Raw genomic sequence first — 22912 nt, forward strand, 5'->3', positions numbered from 1 at the left:
AGTGACGACCATGGAATCCTCGGCCGACCAGCTCGTCCAGGCGCTCCGCGCGGCGCTGAAGGACAACGACCGGCTCCGCCGCGAGCACCGTGACCTGGCCACCGCCGCGCGGGAGCCGATCGCCGTCGTCGGTATGGCGTGCCGCTACCCCGGCGGTGTCGCCTCCCCGGCGGAGCTGTGGCAGCTCGTCGACCGGGGTGGTGACGCCATCACCCCCTTCCCCCGTGACCGTGGCTGGAGCCTCGACGACCTGCGGGACGCCGACGGGGAGGAGGCCGGCACCTCCTACGTCCAGAGTGGCGGATTCCTGCACGACGCAGCCGACTTCGACGCGGAGTTCTTCGGCATCTCCCCGCGCGAGGCCCTCGCGATGGACCCGCAGCAGCGGCTGCTGCTGGAGGCCAGCTGGGAGGCGATCGAACGCGCCGGAATCGACCCCACGTCGCTGCGCGGCGGCAAGGTCGGCGTCTTCTCCGGGCTCATCGGCCAGGGCTACGCCTGGCGCCTGTCCGACATCCCCCCGGACGTCGAGGGGTACATCGGCACCGGCAACACCGCCAGCGTCGCCTCCGGCCGGGTGTCGTACGTGCTGGGCCTGGAGGGGCCCGCACTCACCATCGACACCGCCTGCTCCTCTTCACTGGTGGCCGTCCACCTCGCCGCCCACGCCCTGCGCCGGGGGGAGTGTGGGCTGGCGCTGGCCGGTGGCGTCACCGTGATGTCCACCCCTGACACCTTCGTGGAGTTCTCCCGCCAGCGTGGCCTGGCCCCGGACGGCCGCTGCAAGGCGTTCTCCGCCGACGCCGACGGCACCGGCTGGGCCGAGGGCGCGGGCGTCCTGCTGCTGGAGAAACTGTCCGACGCGCGGCGCAACGGCCACCCCGTCCTGGCCGTCGTGCGCGGCAGCGCCGTCAACCAGGACGGCGCCAGCAACGGCCTTACGGCGCCCAGCGGTTCCGCGCAGGAGACGGTGATCCGCGAGGCGCTGTCCGCGGCCGGACTGACCACCGCCGACGTGGACGCCGTGGAGGCGCACGGCACCGGCACCCGGCTCGGCGACCTCATCGAGGCCCAGTCGCTGGAGGCCACCTACGGCAGCGACCGCCCCGTCGGCGACCCCGTACGGATCGGCTCCCTCAAGTCGAACATCGGCCACAGCCAGGCCGCCGCCGGAGTCGGCGGCGTGATCAAGATGGTCATGGCGCTGCGGCACCGGACACTGCCCAGGACCCTGCACGCCGAGTCCGCCACCACCGCCATCGACTGGTCCTCCGGCACGATGGCGCTCCTCACCGAGCGGACACCCTGGCCGGAACGCGACCGCCCGGCCCGCGCCGCCGTCTCCTCGTTCGGCGTGAGCGGCACCAACGCGCACGTCATCCTGGAGGCGCCGGACGAGCCCGGCGCACCGGAAACCACGGACGCCGAACAGCCCACCGGCACCGAGCAGTCCACGGACGCCGAACTCGCCCCGACCACACGGTCGTTGACCGGCACGACACGGCCCTGGCTGCTCTCGGCCCGCACTCCCGCCGCGCTGCGCGCACAGGCCCAGCGGCTCTACGACCACGTCTCCAGCCGAACCGACCTGCGCGACACCGACGTTGAGCTGTCCCTCCGCACCGGCCGCACCCTCTTCGACCACCGCGCCGCCGTGCGCGGCGAGGACCGCGAGACGACCTTGCGTGCCCTGGCCGCACTCACCCGCGACGAGCCAGCCCCCCACCTCGTCACCGGCCAGGCCGTGCGCGGCGACGCGGTGTTCGTCTTCCCCGGGCAGGGTGCGCAGTGGCTCGGCATGGGACTCGACCTGTACGAGACCTCGCCCGTCTTCGCCGAGCAACTACAGGCGTGCGCCGCCGCGTTGGAGCCCCACGTCGACTGGTCCCTGCTGCCGGTGCTGCGCGGCGAACCCGGCGCCCCGTCCCTGGACCGCGTCGACGTCGTGCAGCCAGCGCTGTTCGCCGTCATGGTGTCGCTGGCCCGCCTGTGGCGCGCCCTCGGCGTCCACCCGGCCGCCGTCGTCGGCCACAGCCAGGGCGAGATCGCCGCCGCCCACGTGGCGGGGGCCCTGACCCTGGACGACGCCGCCCGGATCGTCGCCGCGCGCAGCCGCGTCCTGCGCGGCCTCTCCGGCCAGGGCACCATGGCCGCCGTCGCCATGCCCGCCGACGAGGCCGCCCGGCGCGTCACGGACACCCCCGGCCGCCTGTCCGTCGCCGTCGTCAACGGGCCAGCGTCGACCGTCGTCGCCGGAGAGCCCACCGCCGTCGACACCTTCCTCGAACAGGCCGTGGCGGACGGCTTCCAGACCCGCCAACTCCCCGTCGACTACGCCTCGCACTCCGCGCAGATGGAGGACATCCGCCAGGACGTCCTCGACGCGATCGGGGACATCACCCCCCGACCAGCAGACATCCCCCTCTACTCGACCGTCACTGGCGACATCCCCGACACCACCACCCTCGACGCCCCCTACTGGTACCGGAACCTCCGGCAGACCGTCCGTTTCGACGACGCCGTCCGGCTCCTCCTCGCCGACGGACACCGCCAGTTCGTCGAGTGCGGCCCCCACCCGTCGCTGCTCGCCGCGATCTCCGACACCGCCACCGACACCGGGACACCCGCCGCCACCGTCGGATCGCTCCGCCGCGACGACGGCGGCCGGGGACGCTTCCTCACCAGCCTCGCCGAAGCCCACGTCCAGGGCCTCCCCGTCGACTGGGCCGCGCTCCCCGCCCCCGACGGCGAACCCGTCGAACTGCCCACCTACCCCTTCGAACGCCGCCGCCACTGGCTCGTCTCAGCCCCCGGCGGCGGACGCGGCCTCACCGCGGCCGGACTGCACAGCGCCGACCACCCGCTCCTCGGCGCCGCCGTCCCCGTACCCGCCACCGACGGGCTGCTCCTGACCGGACGACTCGCCCTCGACTCCCACCCCTGGCTGGCCGACCACCGCATCCTCGACGCGGTCCTCGTCCCCGGAACCGCCCTGTTGGAGGTCGCGACACACGCCGCGCGGGTGACCGGCGCGGGCGGCGTCGCCGAACTCACCCTGGAATCACCGCTGATAGTGCCCGACGAGGGCGCCGTCGAGATACAGGTCATGGTGGAGCGGCCGGACGACGGCGGCTGGCGCCCCCTCAGCGTCCACTCCCGCCCCGACGACGCCCCGGACGACGCGCCCTGGCGCCGTCACGCGCACGGCTTCCTCACCGACGACACCCCCGCGCCCCCGGCCGTCCCGGACAGCCCCGTCTGGCCACCGCCCGGAGCGACCCCGATCCCCCTCGACGGCCTCTACGAGAGCCTGACCGGCATCGGGTTCCACTACGGCGACGGCTTCCGCGGACTGCGCGCCGCCTGGCGACGCGAACGGGACCTCTTCGTCGAGGTGCGGCTGCCCGCCGGGCACGAGACGGAGGCCGACCGGTTCGGCACCCACCCCGCCCTGCTTGACAGCGCCCTGCACGCCCTCGGACTCGGCCCGCTGTCCGAGGAGTCCGACGGCGGTGGCCGACTGCCCTTCTCCTGGGGCGAGGTCACCCTCCACGGGCCGGGCACCGATCAGCTGCGCGTCTGGCTCTCGCCCGCCACCGAACCGGACACCGTCTCCGTGACGGCGACCCGCATGGACGGTCAACCCGTGCTATCCGCACGATCGTTGGTCCTGCGACCGGTAGTACCTGAGCGCATCCGCACCGCCTCCCACACCACCGACGGTCGGCTGTCCCGTATCGAATGGCCCGTCCACGCCCGCCCGTCCACGCCCACGGCGCCCGGACGGACGGTGGTCCTCGGGGACGACCTGCCGAACTGGCCTGGCGCAGACCGGCTTCCGCCCCTCACCGACCCCCAGGAGGGCCAGTCCGTCTGGGACGTGCTGCCCGACCCCGCACCGGACCACACCATCCTGATCAGCACCTCCGGCGACGCGGAACCGGACGAAGACGTCCCCGACAACGCCCGCGCCGCCGTAGTCCGGGCGCTACACCTCATCCAGGCATGGGTCGCCGACGAACGGCTCGCCGGGTCCCGGCTGGTCCTGGCCACCCGTGGCGCCGTCGAAGCACTGCCCGGAGAGGGCGTCACCGACCTCGCGGGCGCCGCCGTATGGGGCCTCGCCCGGTCCGCACAGTCCGAACACCCGGGCCAGATAGTCCTGTTGGACCTCGACGACACCGACATCGCCCCCGAGCTGCTTCGCGCCGCCCTCGCCACCGGCGAGGACCAGGTCGCGATCCGCGGCGGAAACCTGCACACGCCCCAACTCGTCGCCGTACCCGTCGAGATGCCCTCCCTGGAGCGCCCCGCAGACCTCGATCCGGAGGGTGTGGTGGTGGTGTCGGGTGGTACGGGTGTGTTGGGTGGTGTGGTGTCGGAGTGGTTGGTGTCGGAGTGGGGTGTGCGGCGTTTGGTGTTGGTGGGTCGGCGGGGTTTGGTGGGTTCGGTGGTGGGTGTGGTGGAGCGGTTGCGTGGGTTGGGTGTGGTGGTGGATGTGGTGGCGGCTGATGTGTCGTGTCGGGGTGGGGTGGAGGGGGTTGTGGGTGGTGTGGTGTCGGGTGGTGGTGTGGTGTCGGGGGTGGTGCATTTGGCGGGTGTAGTGGATGACGGGGTGGTGGGTTCGTTGTCGGGGGATCGGGTGGGTGTGGTGATGGGTGGTAAGGCGGGTGGGGCGTGGTGGTTGAGTGAGGTGACGCGTGGTTTTGATTTGTCGTTTTTTGTGGTGTTTTCGTCGGTTGCTGGTGTGGTGGGTTCTCCGGGGCAGGCGAATTATGCGGCGGCGAATGGGTTTGTGGATGGGTTGGTGGGGTGGCGGCGGTCTCGTGGGTTGGTGGGTCAGTCGGTGGCGTGGGGGTTGTGGGATGTGGAGGAGGGGATGGCTGGAGGGCTCAGCGACGGCGACGTAGCCCGCATGTCCCGAGGCGGGATCACCGCACTGTCCGCCCCCGAGGGACTCGAACTGCTCCGCGCCGCCATGGACCGCCCGGACCCGGTACTCGTCGCGGCCCGCTGGGACATGTCCGTCTGGCGTGACACCGACGTCGTCCCCCCGATGCTGCGCGGACTCGTCCCCGCCGGACGGGCCGCGAGGCGTACCCGCCGCCCGGCGGCCGCGGCGCTGGCCGAACAGCTCGCCGGTCTGCCGGGCGCCCAGCTGACGAAGGCGGTAGTGGAAGCCATCCGGGTTGAGGTTGCTGGGGTGTTGGGGTTTGGGTCGGGGGTGGAGGTTCCGGTGGGGTTGGCGTTTCGGGAGATGGGTTTTGATTCGTTGACGTCGGTGGAGTTGCGGAATCGGTTGGGTGTGGTGTTGGGGGTGCGGTTGCCTGCGACGGTGGTGTTTGATCATCCGTCGGTGGGGGTGTTGGCGGAGTTTGTGTGTGGGTTGGTGCGGGGTGGGGTTGGTTCTGAGGTTGTTTCTGGTTCTGGTTCTGGTTCTGGTTCTGGTGTTGGTGTTGGTGGTGGTGGTGTGGTGGAGGGTGATCCGGTGGTGGTGGTGGGTGTGGGGTGTCGTTATCCGGGTGGTGTGGTGTCGGGTGAGGGGTTGTGGGGTTTGGTGGGGTCGGGTGGGGATGCGGTGGGTGGTTTTCCGGTGGATCGGGGTTGGGATGTGGGGGTGTTGGAGGGTGTGGGTGGTGTGGTTCCTGGTGGTGGTGGGTTTGTTTATGAGGCGGGTTTGTTTGATGCGGGGTTTTTTGGGATTTCGCCGCGTGAGGCGTTGGCGATGGATCCGCAGCAGCGGTTGTTGTTGGAGGTGGCGTGGGAGGCGTTGGAGGATGGTGGTGTGGATGTTTTGGGGTTGCGGGGGAGTCGGACGGGTGTGTTTGTGGGGGTGATTCCGCAGGATTATGCGGCGCGGTTGGGTGTGGTGCCTGAGGAGGCGGCGGGGTATGTGGGGATTGGGAATACGACGAGTGTGGTGTCGGGTCGGGTGTCGTATGCGTTGGGGTTTGAGGGTCCGGCGGTGACGGTGGATACGGCGTGTTCGTCGTCGTTGGTGGCGATGCATTTGGCGGCGCAGTCGTTGCGGTTGGGTGAGTGTTCGTTGGCGTTGGCGGGTGGGGTGACGGTGATGTCGTCGGCGGCGACGTTTGTGGAGTTTGGTCGGCAGGGTGGGTTGTCGGGGGATGGTCGGTGTAAGTCGTTTGCGGGGGCGGCGGATGGTACTGGGTGGGGTGAGGGTGTGGGGTTGGTGTTGTTGGAGCGGTTGTCGGATGCGGTGGCGAATGGGCATGAGGTGTTGGCGGTGTTGCGGGGTTCGGCGGTGAATCAGGATGGTGCGTCGAATGGTTTGACGGCGCCGAATGGTCCGTCGCAGCAGCGGGTGATCCGGCAGGCGTTGGCGAACGCCGGGCTGGGCGTGGGCGAGGTCGACGTGGTGGAGGCGCATGGTACGGGGACGCGGTTGGGTGATCCGATCGAGGCCCAGGCCCTGCTGGCGACCTACGGGCAGAACCGCCCGGAGGACCGTCCGTTGTGGTTGGGGTCGGTGAAGTCGAACATCGGTCATACGCAGGCGGCTGCTGGTGTGGCGGGTGTCATCAAGATGGTGATGGCGTTGCGGTATGAGCGGTTGCCGGTGACGTTGCATGTGGATGAGCCGTCGCCGCAGGTGGATTGGTCGGCGGGTGAGGTGCGTTTGTTGACGGAGTCGGTGCCGTGGGAGGTGTCGGACTCGCGGGTGCGTCGTGCGGGGGTGTCGTCGTTTGGTGTGAGTGGGACGAACGCGCACGTGATTTTGGAGGAGCCGCCCGCCCCGGCGAAGCCCGCCGTGATTCGGGTTCCGGCGGTGGCCGCCTTTGGCGCTGAGGATGGCGAACGCGGTGAGCAGCGGGAGTTGGGTGAGCGGGTGGAGCGCGAGGGGTCGGGCGGCCAGGGGGAGTTGGGGTTGGTGCCGTGGGTGGTGTCGGGCCGTGGGGGTGCGGGGTTGCGGGGTCAGGCTGCGCGGTTGGCGGGGTTTGTGCGGGAGCGAGTGGCGGCGGGTGGGGTGGATGCGGAGTGGTTGGCGGGTGTGGCGGTGCGGCTTAGTGGCCGGTCTGGTCTGGAGAACCGTGCTGTGGTGGTGGGGTCGGGTGTGGAGGAGTTGTTGGCGGGGTTGGATGGGGTGGCGGGTGAGGAGCGGTCGGTGGCTGTGGGGTCGTTGTCGGGGGCGGTGTTGGTGTTTCCGGGGCAGGGTGGTCAGTGGTTGGGGATGGGTCGTGGGTTGTTGGAGGCGGCGGAGTCGGGGTCGGGTGCGGGTGCGGGTTCTGTTCTTGGGTCGGTGTTTGTGGGGCGGTTGGTGGAGTGTGAGCGGGCGTTGGAGCCGTTTGTGGGGTGGTCGTTGCGTGAGGTGTTGTTGGGGGTTGATGAGGGGTGGTTGGGGCGGGTGGATGTGGTGCAGCCGGTGTTGTGGGCGGTGATGGTGTCGTTGGCTGAGGTGTGGCGGGGTGTGGGTGTGGTGGGGGATGTGGTGGTGGGGCATTCGCAGGGTGAGATCGCGGCGGCGGTGGTGGCGGGTCGGTTGAGTGTGGAGGATGGGGCGCGGGTGGTGGCGTTGCGGTCGCGTGCGTTGCGGGGGTTGTCGGGTGGGGGCGCGATGGCCTCGATCGGCCTGGACGCGGTCGAGGTGGAGGGTCTGCTGCCGGAGGGGGTGTCGGTCGCGGCGATCAACGCTCCGGGGCAGGTGGTCGTCAGCGGCCCGCCGTCGCAGGTGGCGCAGGTGTGTGCCCGGGCGGAGGAGACGGGCGTACGCGCTCGGTTGATCGAGGTGGACTATGCCTCGCATCACGCGCAGGTGGAGGCCATCGAGGAAGAGTTGCGGCGCGAGTTGGCGCCGGTCGTCGACCAGGCCGCGGTCATGGCTGCGGATGGCGGCGTGTTCGAGGGGCCGGTGTTGGTCTCCAGCGTGACCGGACGGCCCGCTGCCACGGGGGAGTTGGACGGCGACTACTGGTACCGGAATCTGCGGGAGCCGGTGTTGTTCGCGGAGGCGGTGCGGGCGGCACACGCTCTGGGGCATGGGGTGTTTTTGGAGGTGGGTCCGCATCCGGTGTTGGGGCTGGCCTTGTCGGGGGTGTTGGCGGAGTCGGACGCGCGGGTGTTGCACACCCTGCGCCGTGACCAGCCCGAACCGGAACAGTTGCTGAGGAGTCTGGGTGCGGCTTGGACGGTGGGGTTGCCGGTGGAGTGGTCGCGGGTGCTGCCGAAGGTGGCGCCGGTCGCTCTACCCACGTACGCGTTCCAGCGCCAGCGCTACTGGCTCGACGCCCCAGCTCCGGCTCCTTCCGTGGTCTCGGGGACGGACGCGTGGCGCTACCGAGTCGGCTGGACTCCACTGGCCGCCCAGCCCACGAGCGGCGGACTGCCGCGTCAATGGCTGTTGTTGTGCCATGACGAGGGGGACGGGACGGGCGTTCGGGCGGCGTTGGAGCAGGCTGGTGCCGAGGTCGAGGTGCGGGTGCTGCCCGTCGAGCCCGATCGGGCGAGCGTCGCCAAACTCCTCTCCGGAGCCGAGCACGTCGCCTACCTCGCTGCTGGGTTCGACCGGACGTGCCCGGGACATCCGGCGCTGTCGGTAGGGATCATCTCGGTTCTGGCGGTCGTTCAGGCCGTGGTCGAGCAACCGGACGCGCGGCTCTGGTTGTTGACTCGTGGTGCGGTGGCGACGCCGGGTTCGGATGTGGTGCCTGATCCGTCGCAGGCGGCGGTGTGGGGGCTGGGTCGGGTGTTCGGTCTGGAACACCCGGATCATTACGGTGGGTTGGTTGATCTGCCGACGGTGTGGCGGTCGGGTACGGGTGGTCAGCTGGTTGCCGCGTTGACGCATCCGGTGGAGGACCAGATCGCGGTGAGCGCGGGGGGCGTGTTCGTGCGCCGTTTGCAGCATGCTCCGGTGTCCTCGGTTGCTGGTGGTCGTGTGTGGCGGCCCTCGGGCACGGTGGTGGTCACCGGCGGCACCGGTGCGCTGGGGACGCATCTGGCGCGGTGGCTGGTGCGGAGCGGTGCGGAGCAGTTGGTTCTGGTGAGCCGTTCGGGTCTGGAGGCCCCGGGAGCACGGGAGTTGGCTGAGGAGTTGACCGCGCTGGGTGCGCCGACCACGGTCGACGCCTGCGACATCACCGACCGGCAGCAGCTCGCCGACCTCCTGGACAGCGTCGACGGCCCGCCCGTCACCACCGTCATCCACACCGCGGGCGTGTCCCGGGACGCGGCGCTCACCGAACTGACCCCCGACGGGCTGGAGGACGTCCTCGCGGCGAAGGTTCGGGGCGCGGACGCCCTGGCCGAGCAGCTGGCCGAGGGGGCGTTCGAGCGCCTGGTCCTGTTCTCGTCCAACGCGGGGGTCTGGGGCGGCTCACGGCAGGGCGCGTACGCCGCGGCCAACGCACACCTCGACGCCCTCGCTGAACGCCTGCGCGTCGAGGGCCGGTTGGTGACGTCCGTTGCCTGGGGGCTGTGGGACGGCGCGGGAATGGGCTCCGGTGAGGTTGGCGTGCACCTGAGTCGACTCGGACTGCGGCCCATGGCGCCGGATCTCGCCATCGAGGCGCTGCACGACGTGCTTGCCCTGGACGAGACGTTCACTGCCGTCGCCGACGTGGACTGGGACCGGTTCGTGCCCACCTTCACGGCGTCCCGACGGCGTCCCCTCGTCGAGGACCTGCCCGAAGCCAAACAGCTCACTGCGGTCCCGGACCGTAAGGACGAGAACGAGCCCTCCCGACTCCACGCCCGACTGGAGGAGTTGGACGAGGCTGATCGCATCGACCTGTTGTCCACGCTTGTCTGCGCGGAGGCGTCCCGGGTCCTGTCCCACGCCAGCCACGACGACATCGAACCCGAACGTGCCTTCAGGGACATGGGGTTCGACTCCATCGCCTCTGTCGAACTCCGGCAGCGGCTCAACGCCGAGACGGGTCTTCAACTTCCACCAACGGTCGCGTTCGACCATCCGACCCCGCGTGTCCTCGCCGAACACCTCAGTGCGCAACTACTCGGGCGCACCGAGCAGATGCCCGCGACCACTCGGGTGTTCGGGGACATCGACCGACTCACGGAGACCCTCTCCGAGGTCGCCGGTGACGACGCCGTTCGCAAGCGGGTGGCACAACGGCTGCGGGAACTCCTGAACTCCTGCGACGGCACACCAACAGCCGCCAACGACATGAGTGAACAGCTCGGCGCGGCGAGCGACGAGGAAATCTTCGACTTCATCGACAAGCGGTTCCGAAGCTCCTGACACCCCTGCCCCGCTTGTCTGCAACACGTTGTGAGAGGCCCCACGAAAATGGCTAACGAGGAACAGCTTCGGTCCTACCTCAGGTTCGTCACCACGGACCTGCACGAGACGCGCCAGCGCCTGGAACAGTTGGAAGCCGAGCAGCACGCGCCCATCGCTATCGTGGGTATGAGCTGCCGCTTCCCCGGTGGAGTGCGTTCACCGGAGGAACTGTGGGACCTCGTCGCCGATGGCACCGACGCCATCTCCGAGTTCCCGACGGACCGGGGCTGGGACCTCGAATCGCTCTTCGACGACGACCCCGACCAGACTGGTACCTCGTACACGTCGACGGGCGGATTCGTTTATGACGCAGGTGAGTTCGACGCCGGGTTCTTCGGAATCAGCCCCCGTGAGGCCCGCGCCATGGATCCGCAACAGCGGCTCATCCTGGAGTGCACCTGGGAGGTCATCGAGCGCGCCGGGATCGACGCGAACACGCTGCGGAACACCAACACCGGTGTGTTCGTGGGAGCTTCAGCCCAGAGCTACGGCATGTTCGCCGACCACGCCGGTGAGGGTGGCGAAGGCTACTTCCTGACCGGGAACGCGGCGAGTGTGGTGTCGGGCCGACTCGCGTACGTCTTCGGCCTGGAGGGTCCGGCCGTGACGGTGGACACCGCCTGTTCCTCATCCCTGGTGTCCCTGCACCTCGCCGCCCAGGCCCTACGCGCGGGGGAGTGCTCGCTGGCGGTCGCCGGTGGCGTCGCCGTGATGTCGAACCCAGGTGCGTTCGTGGAGTTCAGCCGTCAGCGCGGCCTGGCGCCTGACGGTCGGTGTAAGCCGTTCGCGTCGGCGGCGGATGGTACGGGGTGGGGTGAGGGCGTCGGTGTTCTGCTGCTGGAGCGGTTGTCGGATGCGGTGGCCAACGGTCATGAGGTGTTGGCGGTGGTGCGTGGTTCGGCGGTCAATCAGGACGGTGCGTCGAACGGTTTGACGGCGCCGAACGGTCCGTCCCAACAGCGGGTGATCCGGCAGGCGTTGGCGAACGCTGGGCTGGGCGTGGGCGAGGTCGACGTGGTAGAGGCGCACGGCACCGGCACCACGCTGGGCGACCCGATCGAGGCCCAGGCCCTGCTGGCCACCTACGGGCAGGACCGTCCCGAGAACCGTCCGCTGTGGCTGGGTTCGGTGAAGTCCAACATCGGTCACACGCAGGCCGCTTCAGGCATGGCGGGTGTCATCAAGATGGTGATGGCCATGCGACACGGGAGCCTTCCCACGACGTTGCACGTGGATCAGCCGTCGCCGCATGTGGACTGGTCGGCGGGTGAGGTGCGACTGCTGACCGAACCCATGCCCTGGCAGGGCGAAGGACGAACACGTCGTGCGGGGGTGTCGTCGTTTGGTGTGAGTGGGACGAACGCGCACGTGATTTTGGAGGAGCCGCCCGCCCCGGCGACGTCCGTTGAGGTGGAGTCGGTGTCTGTGGTGGGGGAGTTGGGGTTGGTGCCGTGGGTGGTGTCGGGTCGTGGGGGTGTGGGGTTGCGGGGTCAGGCTGCGCGGTTGGCGGGGTTTGTGCGGGAGTGTGTTGCGGCGGGTGAGCGGGTTGATGTGGCGGGTGTGGCTGCGGGGTTGGTGGGTCGTGCGGGGTTGGAGGATCGTGCTGTGGTGGTGGGGTCTGGTGTGGAGGGGTTGTTGTCGGGGTTGGATGCGGTGGCTGAGGGCGGGGTGTCAGCTTCGAGTGTTGGGGTTGAGGGTGTGGTTGTGGGTTCGTCTGTGGGTGGGAAGTTGGCGGTGTTGTTTACGGGGCAGGGGTCGCAGTTTGTGGGGATGGGTGCGGAGTTGTATGGGCGGTTTGGTGTGTTCGCGGGTGTGGTGGATGAGGTGTGTGAGGTGGCGGATGGGTTGTTGCCTGGGCCGTTGCGTCCGGTGTTGTTCGGCCAGGACGGCCAGGACGGCCAGGACGGCCAGGACGGCGAGGACGGTGTGGGTGGGGGCGGTGTGGGTGAGGGGTTGTTGGGGGAGACGGTGTTTGCGCAGGTGGGGTTGGTGGCGTTGGAGGTGGGGTTGTGGCGTGTGTTGGAGGAGTGTGGGGTGTGTCCGGATGTGTTGATTGGGCATTCGGTGGGGGAGGTCAGTGCGGCTGTGGCGTCGGGTGTGTTGAGTTTGTCGGATGCGGTGCGGTTGGTGTGTGCGCGGGGGGTTTTGATGCAGGGGTTGGCGTCGGGTGGGGTGATGGTTTCGGTGGCGGCGTCGGTGGCGGAGGTTGAGGGGCGGGTTGAGGGGTTGGAGGGTGTGTGGGTAGCTGCTGTGAATGGTCCGGAGGCGGTGGTGTTGGCGGGGGAGGCGGAGGCGGTTGGTGGTGTGGTGGGGGTGTTGTCGGGTGAGGGGTTTCGGACGCGGTGGTTGCCGGTTAGTCACGCTTTTCATACTCCGTTGATGGACCCGATTTTGGAGGAGTTCGCTCAGCGGATTGAGGGTTTGTCGTTTGGTCCGGGGCGGATTCCTGTGGTTTCGACGGTGTCGGGTGGGGTGGTGGGTTCGGATTTTGGTGGTGTGGCGTATTGGGTGGAGCATGCGCGTCGGCCGGTGCGGTTTGGTGATGCGGTGGGGGTGGCGCGGGGGTTGGGTGTGCGGGTGTGGGCTGAGGTGGGTCCGCAGCCGGCGTTGACGGCGGTGTTGGGTGGGTGTGAGGGGGAGGTGTCGGCGGTGTTCATGCGTCGTGGGCGGGACCAGGTGGCGGGGGTGTTGACTGGTTTGGCTCGGCTGCATGTTCATGGGGTGGGGGTGGATTGGCGGCGGCTTCTGCCCCGGGGTGCGGGGTCGGTGGAGTTGCCGACGTACGCCTTCCAGCGGCGGCGTTTTTGGGTGGATGGGGTTGTGGGGTCTGGGGTTTCGGGGTTGTCGGGGTGGGGGTTGGTGGGTGGGGGGCATGGGGTGTTGGGTGCGCGGGTGTCGTTGGCTGGTGGGGGTGTGGTGTGGGTGGGTGGTTTGTCGGTGGTGGGGCAGTCGTGGTTGGTTGATCATGGTGTGGGTGGTGTGGTGGTGGTGCCGGGGACGGCGTTTGTGGATGTGGTGGCGTATGTGGGGGGTGAGGTGGGGTGTGGGTGTGTGGAGGAGTTGATGTTGCGGGCGCCGTTGGTGGTGTCTGAGGGTGAGGGTGCGCGGGGTGTGGTGGTGCAGGTGGTGGTGGAGGATGCGGATGGGGAGGGTCGGCGTGGGGTGAGTGTCTACTCCCGTCCCGATACCGCAACCAGCACCAGCGCCAGCGGTGGGAGTGGGAATGTGGCTGATGGTGAGGTGTGGACGTTGCATGCGACGGGTGTGCTCGCGCCGACTCCCGTCAGTGCGGAGGGGTTTGTGCCGGAGTGGGGGTGGCCGCCGTCGGGTGAGGTGGTGGCTGTTGAGGGGATCTATGATCGGTTGGCTGGGGGTGGGTTTGATTATGGTCCGGTGTTTCGGGGGTTGCGGGGGGTGTGGCGGGATGGGTGGGATGTGTTCGCGGAGGTGGTGTTGCCGGATGATCCGGCGGGGTATGTGGTGCATCCGGCGTTGTTGGACGCGGTGTTGCATGCGTTGGCCGTCACCGCTGGCGGTGACGGGGAGGTCGCTGAGTTCGAGGGTGGGATGCCGTTCGCGTTCAGTGGTGTGACTGTCTATCGGTCTGGTGCGCGGACGCTGCACGCGCGGCTGCGGCGTCAGGGGTCCGATGGGGTATGTGTGGAGGCTGTTGATCCGAGCGGGCAGCCGGTTGTCACCATCGACTCCCTCGTCTTCCGGCCGATCAACCAGCAGACTCTCGCGGGTTCCTCGGCGTCCGAGCCGCGGCTTCTGCGGATGCGGTGGTCGTCGGCGTCAGAGTTGGTCGATGCCCGTGCGGAGGAATCGACGGCCGACTGGGTGCTCGTGGGTGACGCGAGAGACGGGTACGCGGATCTGGCCGCGCTGGCCCAGGCGTTGCCGGACGGGGCGGAATCACCCTCGCTCGTGGTGTTGTCAACGTGCGGTGATACGGGGCGAGTTGAGGCCGGTGAGGACGGAGCGGCGCGCGCCGAATCAATGGTGGTGCGCCTGCTGGGCGAGATACAGGAGTTCCTCGCGTCTCCGAAGCTGAACGACGCACGGTTGCTGGTGCTCACCCGGGGCGCGGTGACCACGGAGGATCCGCTGCACCCCGTGGACCCCGCGATGTCCGCGGTCTGGGGCATGGTGCGATCCGCGCAGACGGAACACCCTGAGCGATTCCTTCTCCTGGACCTCGACCCGCAGACCGATGCGGCGGATGAGCACTCCCTCCTTGAGCGGATGCTGCCTGCCGTACGGTCTGGCGAACTCGACCAGTTGGCGGTGCGCGGAGGGGAGTTGATCGCACCGGCGCTCGCGGAGGTCGACGAGACCGACGACTTGAGGCTTCCGGAGGACGGACCGTGGCGCCTGTCAGCCGGACCGGGCGGGACGCTGACGGAACTGACCCCGGTTCCCCACCCGGAGGCGGCCGGACCGCTGCCGTCCGGGACAATTCGGTTGTCGATGCGGGCCACCGGTCTCAACTTCCGGGACGTCCTGATCGCGTTGGGCATGTATCCGGATGACGCGACGATCGGCAGTGAGGGCGCCGGCGTGGTGACAGAGGTCGCTCCGGACGTCACTGAACTGGCCGTCGGCGACCGGGTTCTGGGCCTGATGTCTGAGTCGTTCGGTGACGTGGTGGTGGCCGACGCGCGGACGGTGGCGCCGATCCCCGAAGGGTGGTCGTTCGCAGAGGCGGCCTCGGTGCCGGTGGCGTTTCTGACGGCGTACTACTCGCTGGTGCACCTCGCCGACCTCCGTTGCGGTGAGCGTGTGCTCATCCACGCGGGGACGGGCGGTGTCGGAATGGCGGCCGTCCAGCTGGCACGGCACCTCGGGGCGGACGTGTTCGCGACGGCGCACCCGTCGAAGTGGGAGACGCTGCGGGGACTTGGACTGTCCGACGACCGGATCGCCTCCTCCCGGGACCTCGACTTCCGTACCTCGTTCCTCGACGCGACATACGGGGAGGGGCTCGATGTGGTGCTGAACTCCCTGGCGGGGGAGTTCATTGACGCGTCGCTCGAACTGCTGCCGCGTGGCGGTCGGTTCATCGAGATGGGCAAGACCGACGTCCGGGACGGGACGTCCCTGCCGCCCGGCGTCACCTACCGCACCTTCGACCTGTCCGAACCGGAACCCACCACCATCGGGGAGATGCTCTCCCAGCTGCTGGCGCTGTTCACCGAGGGACGACTTGAGCTGCTGCCGATGACGGCATGGGACGTGCGCCGCACGCCCGCGGCGTTCCGCCACCTCAGCCAGGCTCGCCATGTCGGCAAGAACGTGCTGACCCTGCCGGTGCCCTTCGATCCGGAGGGTGTGGTGGTGGTGTCGGGTGGTACGGGTGTGTTGGGTGGTGTGGTGTCGGAGTGGTTGGTGTCGGAGTGGGGTGTGCGGCGTTTGGTGTTGGTGGGTCGGCGGGGTTTGGTGGGTTCGGTGGTGGGTGTGGTGGAGCGGTTGCGTGGGTTGGGTGTGGTGGTGGATGTGGTGGCGGCTGATGTGTCGTGTCGGGGTGGGGTGGAGGGGGTTGTGGATGGTGTGGTGTCGGGTGGTGGTGTGGTGTCGGGGGTGGTGCATTTGGCGGGTGTGGTGGATGACGGGGTGGTGGGTTCGTTGTCGGGGGATCGGGTGGGTGTGGTGATGGGTGGTAAGGCGGGTGGGGCGTGGTGGTTGAGTGAGGTGACGCGTGGTTTTGATTTGTCGTTTTTTGTGGTGTTTTCGTCGGTTGCTGGTGTGGTGGGTTCTCCGGGGCAGGCGAATTATGCGGCGGCGAATGGGTTTGTGGATGGGTTGGTGGGGTGGCGGCGGTCTCGTGGGTTGGTGGGTCAGTCGGTGGCGTGGGGGTTGTGGGATGTGGAGGAGGGGATGGCTGGAGGGCTCAGCGACGGCGACGTAGCCCGCATGGCGCGCGGTGGCGTTACCGGACTCTCACCGGCAGAGGGGATGGCGTTGCTGGGCCGGGCGATGGAGCTGCCGGAAACCGTTCCGGTGGCGGCCCGTTGGGACTGGCGTGCCTGGCAGGAGGCGCCCTTGGTGCCGCAGATCCTCCGCGAGTTGGTGCGCGATGGGTCGCCGCGTAAGCGCCGGGCGAGTGGATCGGCTGCGAGCGGTCTACGGGACCGCGTGGCCCGCATGTCCAGGAGTCAGGCGCTGGCCGCGATCACGGAGGCTGTCCGGGTTGAGGTTGCTGGGGTGTTGGGGTTTGGGTCGGGGGTGGAGGTTCCGGTGGGGTTGGCGTTTCGGGAGATGGGTTTTGATTCGTTGACGTCGGTGGAGTTGCGGAATCGGTTGGGTGTGGTGTTGGGGGTGCGGTTGCCTGCGACGGTGGTGTTTGATCATCCGTCGGTGGGGGTGTTGGCGGAGTTTGTGTGTGGGTTGGTGCGGGGTGGGGGTGGGGTTGGTTCTGAGGTTGTTTCTGGTTCTGGTGTTGGTGGTGGTGTGGTGGAGGGTGATCCGGTGGTGGTGGTGGGTGTGGGGTGTCGTTATCCGGGTGGTGTGGTGTCGGGTGAGGGGTTGTGGGGTTTGGTGGGGTCGGGTGGGGATGCGGTGGGTGGTTTTCCGGTGGATCGGGGTTGGGATGTGGGGGTGTTGGAGGGTGTGGGTGGTGTGGTTCCTGGTGGTGGTGGGTTTGTTTATGAGGCGGGTTTGTTTGATGCGGGGTTTTTTGGGATTTCGCCGCGTGAGGCGTTGGCGATGGATCCGCAGCAGCGGTTGTTGTTGGAGGTGGCGTGGGAGGCGTTGGAGGATGGTGGTGTGGATGTTTTGGGGTTGCGGGGGAGTCGGACGGGTGTGTTTGTGGGGGTGATTCCGCAGGATTATGCGGCGCGGTTGGGTGTGGTGCCTGAGGAGGCGGCGGGGTATGTGGGGATTGGGAATACGACGAGTGTGGTGTCGGGTCGGGTGTCGTATGCGTTGGGGTTTGAGGGTCCGGCGGTGACGGTGGATACGGCGTGTTCGTCGTCGTTGGTGGCGATGCATTTGGCGGCGCAGTCGTTGCGGTTGGGTGAGTGTTCGTTGGCGTTGGCGGGTGGGGTGACGGTGATGTCGTCGGCGGCGACGTTTGTGGAGTTTGGTCGGCAGGGTGGGTTGTCGGGGGATGGTCGGTGTAAGTCGTTTGCGGGGGCGGCGGATGGTACTGGGTGGGGTGAGGGTGTGGGGTTGGTGTTGTTGGAGCGGTTGTCGGATGCGGTGGCGAATGGGCATGAGGTGTTGGCGGTGTTGCGGGGTTCGGCGGTGAATCAGGATGGTGCGTCGAATGGTTTGACGGCGCCGAATGGTCCGTCGCAGCAGCGGGTGATCCGGCAGGCGTTGGCGAACGCCGGGCTGGGCGTGGGCGAGGTCGACGTGGTGGAGGCGCATGGTACGGGGACGCGGTTGGGTGATCCGATCGAGGCCCAGGCCCTGCTGGCGACCTACGGGCAGAACCGCCCGGAGGACCGTCCGTTGTGGTTGGGGTCGGTGAAGTCGAACATCGGTCATACGCAGGCGGCTGCTGGTGTGGCGGGTGTCATCAAGATGGTGATGGCGTTGCGGTATGAGCGGTTGCCGGTGACGTTGCATGTGGATGAGCCGTCGCCGCAGGTGGATTGGTCGGCGGGTGAGGTGCGTTTGTTGACGGAGTCGGTGCCGTGGGAGGTGTCGGACTCGCGGGTGCGTCGTGCGGGGGTGTCGTCGTTTGGTGTGAGTGGGACGAACGCGCACGTGATTTTGGAGGAGCCGCCCGCCCCGGCGAAGCCCGCCGTGATTCGGGTTCCGGCGGTGGCCGCCTTTGGCGCTGAGGATGGCGAACGCGGTGAGCAGCGGGAGTTGGGTGAGCGGGTGGAGCGCGAGGGGTCGGGCGGCCAGGGGGAGTTGGGGTTGGTGCCGTGGGTGGTGTCGGGCCGTGGGGGTGCGGGGTTGCGGGGTCAGGCTGCGCGGTTGGCGGGGTTTGTGCGGGAGCGAGTGGCGGCGGGTGGGGTGGATGCGGAGTGGTTGGCGGGTGTGGCGGTGCGGCTTAGTGGCCGGTCTGGTCTGGAGAACCGTGCTGTGGTGGTGGGGTCGGGTGTGGAGGAGTTGTTGGCGGGGTTGGATGGGGTGGCGGGTGAGGAGCGGTCGGTGGCTGTGGGGTCGTTGTCGGGGGCGGTGTTGGTGTTTCCGGGGCAGGGTGGTCAGTGGTTGGGGATGGGTCGTGGGTTGTTGGAGGCGGCGGAGTCGGGGTCGGGTGCGGGTGCGGGTTCTGTTCTTGGGTCGGTGTTTGTGGGGCGGTTGGTGGAGTGTGAGCGGGCGTTGGAGCCGTTTGTGGGGTGGTCGTTGCGTGAGGTGTTGTTGGGGGTTGATGAGGGGTGGTTGGGGCGGGTGGATGTGGTGCAGCCGGTGTTGTGGGCGGTGATGGTGTCGTTGGCTGAGGTGTGGCGGGGTGTGGGTGTGGTGGGGGATGTGGTGGTGGGGCATTCGCAGGGTGAGATCGCGGCGGCGGTGGTGGCGGGTCGGTTGAGTGTGGAGGATGGGGCGCGGGTGGTGGCGTTGCGGTCGCGTGCGTTGCGGGGGTTGTCGGGTGGGGGTGCGATGGCCTCGATCGGTCTGGACGCGGTCGAGGTGGAGGGTCTGCTGCCGGAGGGGGTGTCGGTCGCGGCGATCAATGCTCCGGGGCAGGTGGTCGTCAGCGGCCCGCCGTCGCAGGTGGCGCAGGTGTGTGCCCGGGCGGAGGGGGCGGGGGTGCGGGCGCGGTTGATCGAGGTGGACTACGCCTCGCACCACGCGCAGGTGGAGGCCATCGAGGAGGAGCTACGGGCGGAGTTGGCGCCGGTCGTCGACCAGGCCGCGGTCATGGCTGCGGATGGCGGCGTGTTCGAGGGCCCGGTGTTGGTCTCCACCGTGACCGGACAACCGGTTCCTGACGGGGAGTTGGACGGCGACTACTGGTACCGGAATCTGCGGGAGCCGGTGGTGTTCGCGGACGCGGTGCGTACCGCACACGCTCTGGGGCATGGGGTGTTTTTGGAGGTGGGTCCGCATCCGGTGTTGGGGCTGGCCTTGTCGGGGGTGTTGGCGGAGTCGGACGCGCGGGTGTTGCACACCCTGCGTCGTGACCAGCCCGAACCGGAACAGTTGCTGAGGAGTCTGGGTGCGGCTTGGACGGTGGGGTTGCCGGTGGAGTGGTCGCGGGTGCTGCCGAAGGTGGCGCCGGTCGCTCTACCCACGTACGCGTTCCAGCGCCAGCGCTACTGGCTCGACGCCCCAGCTCCGGCTCCTTCCGTGGTCTCGGGGACGGACGCGTGGCGCTACCGAGTCGGCTGGACTCCACTGGCCGCCCAGCCCACGAGCGGCGGACTGCCGCGTCAATGGAGGTTGATATGTCGGGACAGCGACCAGGTAAGCGACGTTAAGGCGGCGTTGGAGCAAGTCGGTGCCGAGGTCGAGGTGCGGGTGCTGCCCGCCCAGCCCGATCGGGCGAGCGTCGCCGAACTCCTCTCTGGCGCCGAGCACGTTGCCTGTCTGACGCAGGGAGTCGACGAGCCAGCCACCGCCCTGACCGTTATGCAAGCGACCGTCGATCTGGGATCTCCGTGTCGCCTGTGGTTCCTGACTCGTGGTGCGGTGGCGACGCCGGGTTCGGATGTGGTGCCTGATCCGTCGCAGGCGGCGGTGTGGGGGCTGGGTCGGGTGTTCGGTCTGGAACACCCGGATCATTACGGTGGGTTGGTTGATCTGCCGACGGTGTGGCGGTCGGGTACGGATGGTCAGCTGGTTGCCGCGTTGACGCATCCGGTGGAGGACCAGATCGCGGTGAGCGCGGGGGGCGTGTTCGTGCGCCGTTTGCAGCATGCTCCGGTGTCCTCGGTTGCTGGTGGTCGTGTGTGGCGGCCCTCGGGCACGGTGGTGGTCACCGGCGGCACCGGTGAAATCGGCTCCCATCTGGCGCGGTGGCTGGTGCGGAGCGGTGCGGAGCAGTTGGTTTTGGTGAGTCGTTCGGGTCTGGAGGCTCCGGGAGCACGGGAGTTGGCTGAGGAGTTGACCGCCCTGGGTGCGCCGACCACGGTCGCCGCCTGCGACATAACCGACCGGCAGCAGCTCGCCGACCTCCTGGACAGCGTCGACGGCCCGCCCGTCACCACCGTTATCCACACCGCTGCCATCATCGAGTTGGCCTGGTTGCGCGACGCCACACCGGACCACCTGAACACGGTCCTGGACGCCAAGTGCACCGGTGCCGACCATCTCGCGGAACTGCTCGGTGCCCATCACCCTGACGTCCGGCTGGTGTTGTTCTCCTCCATCGCCGGGATATGGGGCAGCGGGATGCACGGCGCGTACGCCGCCGCCAACGCCTACCTCGATGCGCTGGCTGAGAGCCGGGCCGCCTCTCAGCCCATCACCTCCGTAGCGTGGGGGATCTGGGACACCGAACTCGACCTGGGGCGAGTGGATCCCGACCAGATGTACCGGCAAGGTCTTCCGTTCCTCGACCGCGACCGCGCACTCGACGCGCTCGCTCAGGTCCTCGGTGGCGGGGAGACGGTTCTGGCGCTCGCTGAGGTCGACTGGCCCACCTTCGTCCCTGTCTTCACCGCGGCCAGGGAACGTCCCCTGCTTTCCGAGCTGCCCGAGGTCCGGGCCCTCGACTCTGCCGAGAAGGGCTCCAACGACCGTGACACCGAGGGTTCTTCGGCGCTGGTGAGCAGGCTGGCCACCGCCACCGAGGCGGAGCGGGAGGCCGCGCTGCTAGAGACGGTCCGAACCGAGGTGGCGGCCGTGCTCGGCCATGCCGACGCGGACACCGTCACTCCCACCCGAGCGTTCCGCGACCTCGGGTTCGACTCGCTGACCGCCGTCGACCTGCGAAACCGGCTCGGTACGGCCCTCGGAATCCACCTGCCCGCGACGGTGGTCTTCGACTACCCGACACCGCGGGCGCTCGCGGTCTTCCTCAAGAACGAGGTGTGGGGAGGTAGTTCGGTCGAACCCGTCGTCCAGTCGGTGGCGTTCAGCGGTGAGCCGATCGCCATCGTCGGGATGAGCTGCCGCTACCCCGGTGGCGTGCACTCCGCCGAGGCACTGTGGGATCTGATCTCCCAACAGGGCGACGCCATCGCGGGGTTCCCGACGGACCGCGGTTGGGATATGTCGTCGCTGTACCACCCGGACCGGGACCGCCCGAACAGCGTGTACGCCGAGGGCGGTGGCTTCCTGCACGACGCGGCCCTCTTCGACCCGACGTTCTTCGGCATCAGCCCACGCGAGGCCCGGGCGATGGACCCGCAGCAACGCATGCTGCTGGAAGCCTCCTGGGAGACCTTCGAACGCGCCGGAATCGACCCGGAGTTGCTGAGGGGCAGCGCGACGGGCGTCTTCGTCGGCTCCAACTACCAGGACTACGGGGCGAACGTGACCGACGCGCCGGAGGGCGCCGAGGGACACATGCTCACCGGTGGCGCGTCGAGCGTCCTCTCCGGCCGCATCGCCTACACGTTCGGCCTGGAGGGGCCAGCGGTGACGGTCGACACGGCCTGCTCGTCGTCCCTGGTCGGGGTGCACCTGGCGACGCAGGCGCTGCGGCTCGGAGAGTGCTCGCTGGCACTCGCGGGCGGCGTCGCCGTGATGGGTTCCCCGGGCGCCCTGGTGGCGTTCAGCAAGCAGGGCGCGCTGTCACCCGACGGCCGGTGCCGGTCCTTCTCCGCCGACGCGGACGGGATGGGTATGGCCGAGGGCGTGGGGCTCATCCTGCTGGAGCGGTTGTCGGACGCGGTGGCGAACGGGCACAACGTGCTGGCGGTGGTGCGTGGTTCGGCTGTTAACCAGGACGGTGCGTCGAACGGTCTGACAGCGCCGAACGGCCCGTCCCAACAGCGGGTGATCCGGCAGGCGTTGGCGAACGCCGGAGTCGGTGCCGCCGAGGTCGACGCCGTGGAGGCCCACGGGACCGGCACCACCCTGGGTGACCCGATCGAGGCCCAGGCCCTGTTGGCCACGTACGGCCAGGAACGCCCTGAGGACCGTCCACTGTGGCTCGGCTCGGTGAAGTCCAACATCGGCCACTCGCAGGCCGCTTCGGGTGTGGCCGGGATCATCAAGATGGTGATGGCGCTGCGGAACGGGTTGCTCCCGGCGACCCTGCATGCCGACACCCCCTCGCCCCATGTGGACTGGTCCATGGGTGACGTGCGTCTGCTGACGGAGCCGGTGCCGTGGCAGGCGAACGGGCGGGTGCGTCGGGCCGGGGTGTCGTCGTTCGGGGTGAGCGGCACCAACGCCCACGTGATCCTGGAAGAGCCGCCGGCGATGCCGTCGCAGGCGAAGGCGACGAAGCCGTTCGTGGCCGGAGAAGCGACGGCCACGGAGCCCGCACCGGAACTCGACGTGTCCGCGGCGCGAACCGTCGTCAACTCAACTCCAGTTGTCGAAGGGGAAGTTGAGACCGAAGTAGTGGCCGGTCCGGTGTCGTGGACTGTCTCGTGCGACCACCGGGCGTCAGCCCGCGGTTGGCGGGTTCGCCCACACCCTCGCCACCGGACGCGCCGCCCACGCCCACCGGGCCGTCGTCGTCGGGGGAGCAGACGACCCGCTCACCGGACTGCGCGCCCTCGCCGATGGCGAAACCACCCGCCACCTCGCCCAGGACACCGCCGCGGACGATCGGCGGACCGTCCTCGTCTTCCCCGG

Annotated in this window: 1 protein-coding gene and 4 pseudogenes; all 5 read left to right on the plus strand. The window is 68.9% G+C overall.

The window, feature by feature from the left end:
- The first annotated feature begins 1 nt into the window (after position 1).
- A complete protein-coding gene (locus E0L36_RS10230) occupies positions 2-10219 on the plus strand; it encodes an SDR family NAD(P)-dependent oxidoreductase (RefSeq protein WP_374705516.1) in 10218 nt (3405 codons plus the stop codon).
- Positions 10220-10267: 48 nt separating this feature from the next.
- Positions 10268-10318: pseudogene (locus tag E0L36_RS28470) on the plus strand (hypothetical protein); the annotation flags it as partial.
- Positions 10319-10387: 69 nt separating this feature from the next.
- Positions 10388-17401 (plus strand): annotated as a pseudogene (locus tag E0L36_RS28475) (beta-ketoacyl synthase N-terminal-like domain-containing protein); the annotation flags it as partial.
- A gap of 141 nt (positions 17402-17542) precedes the next feature.
- Positions 17543-20593: pseudogene (locus E0L36_RS28480) on the plus strand (type I polyketide synthase); the annotation flags it as partial.
- Between the two features lie 444 nt (positions 20594-21037).
- Positions 21038-22495, plus strand: a pseudogene (locus E0L36_RS28485) (beta-ketoacyl synthase N-terminal-like domain-containing protein); the annotation flags it as partial.
- Between the last annotated feature and the right edge of the window lie 417 nt (positions 22496-22912).

The sequence above is a fragment of the Streptomyces sp. AJS327 genome, assembly GCF_013450295.1.
In the GTDB taxonomy this organism is placed as follows: domain Bacteria; phylum Actinomycetota; class Actinomycetes; order Streptomycetales; family Streptomycetaceae; genus Streptomyces.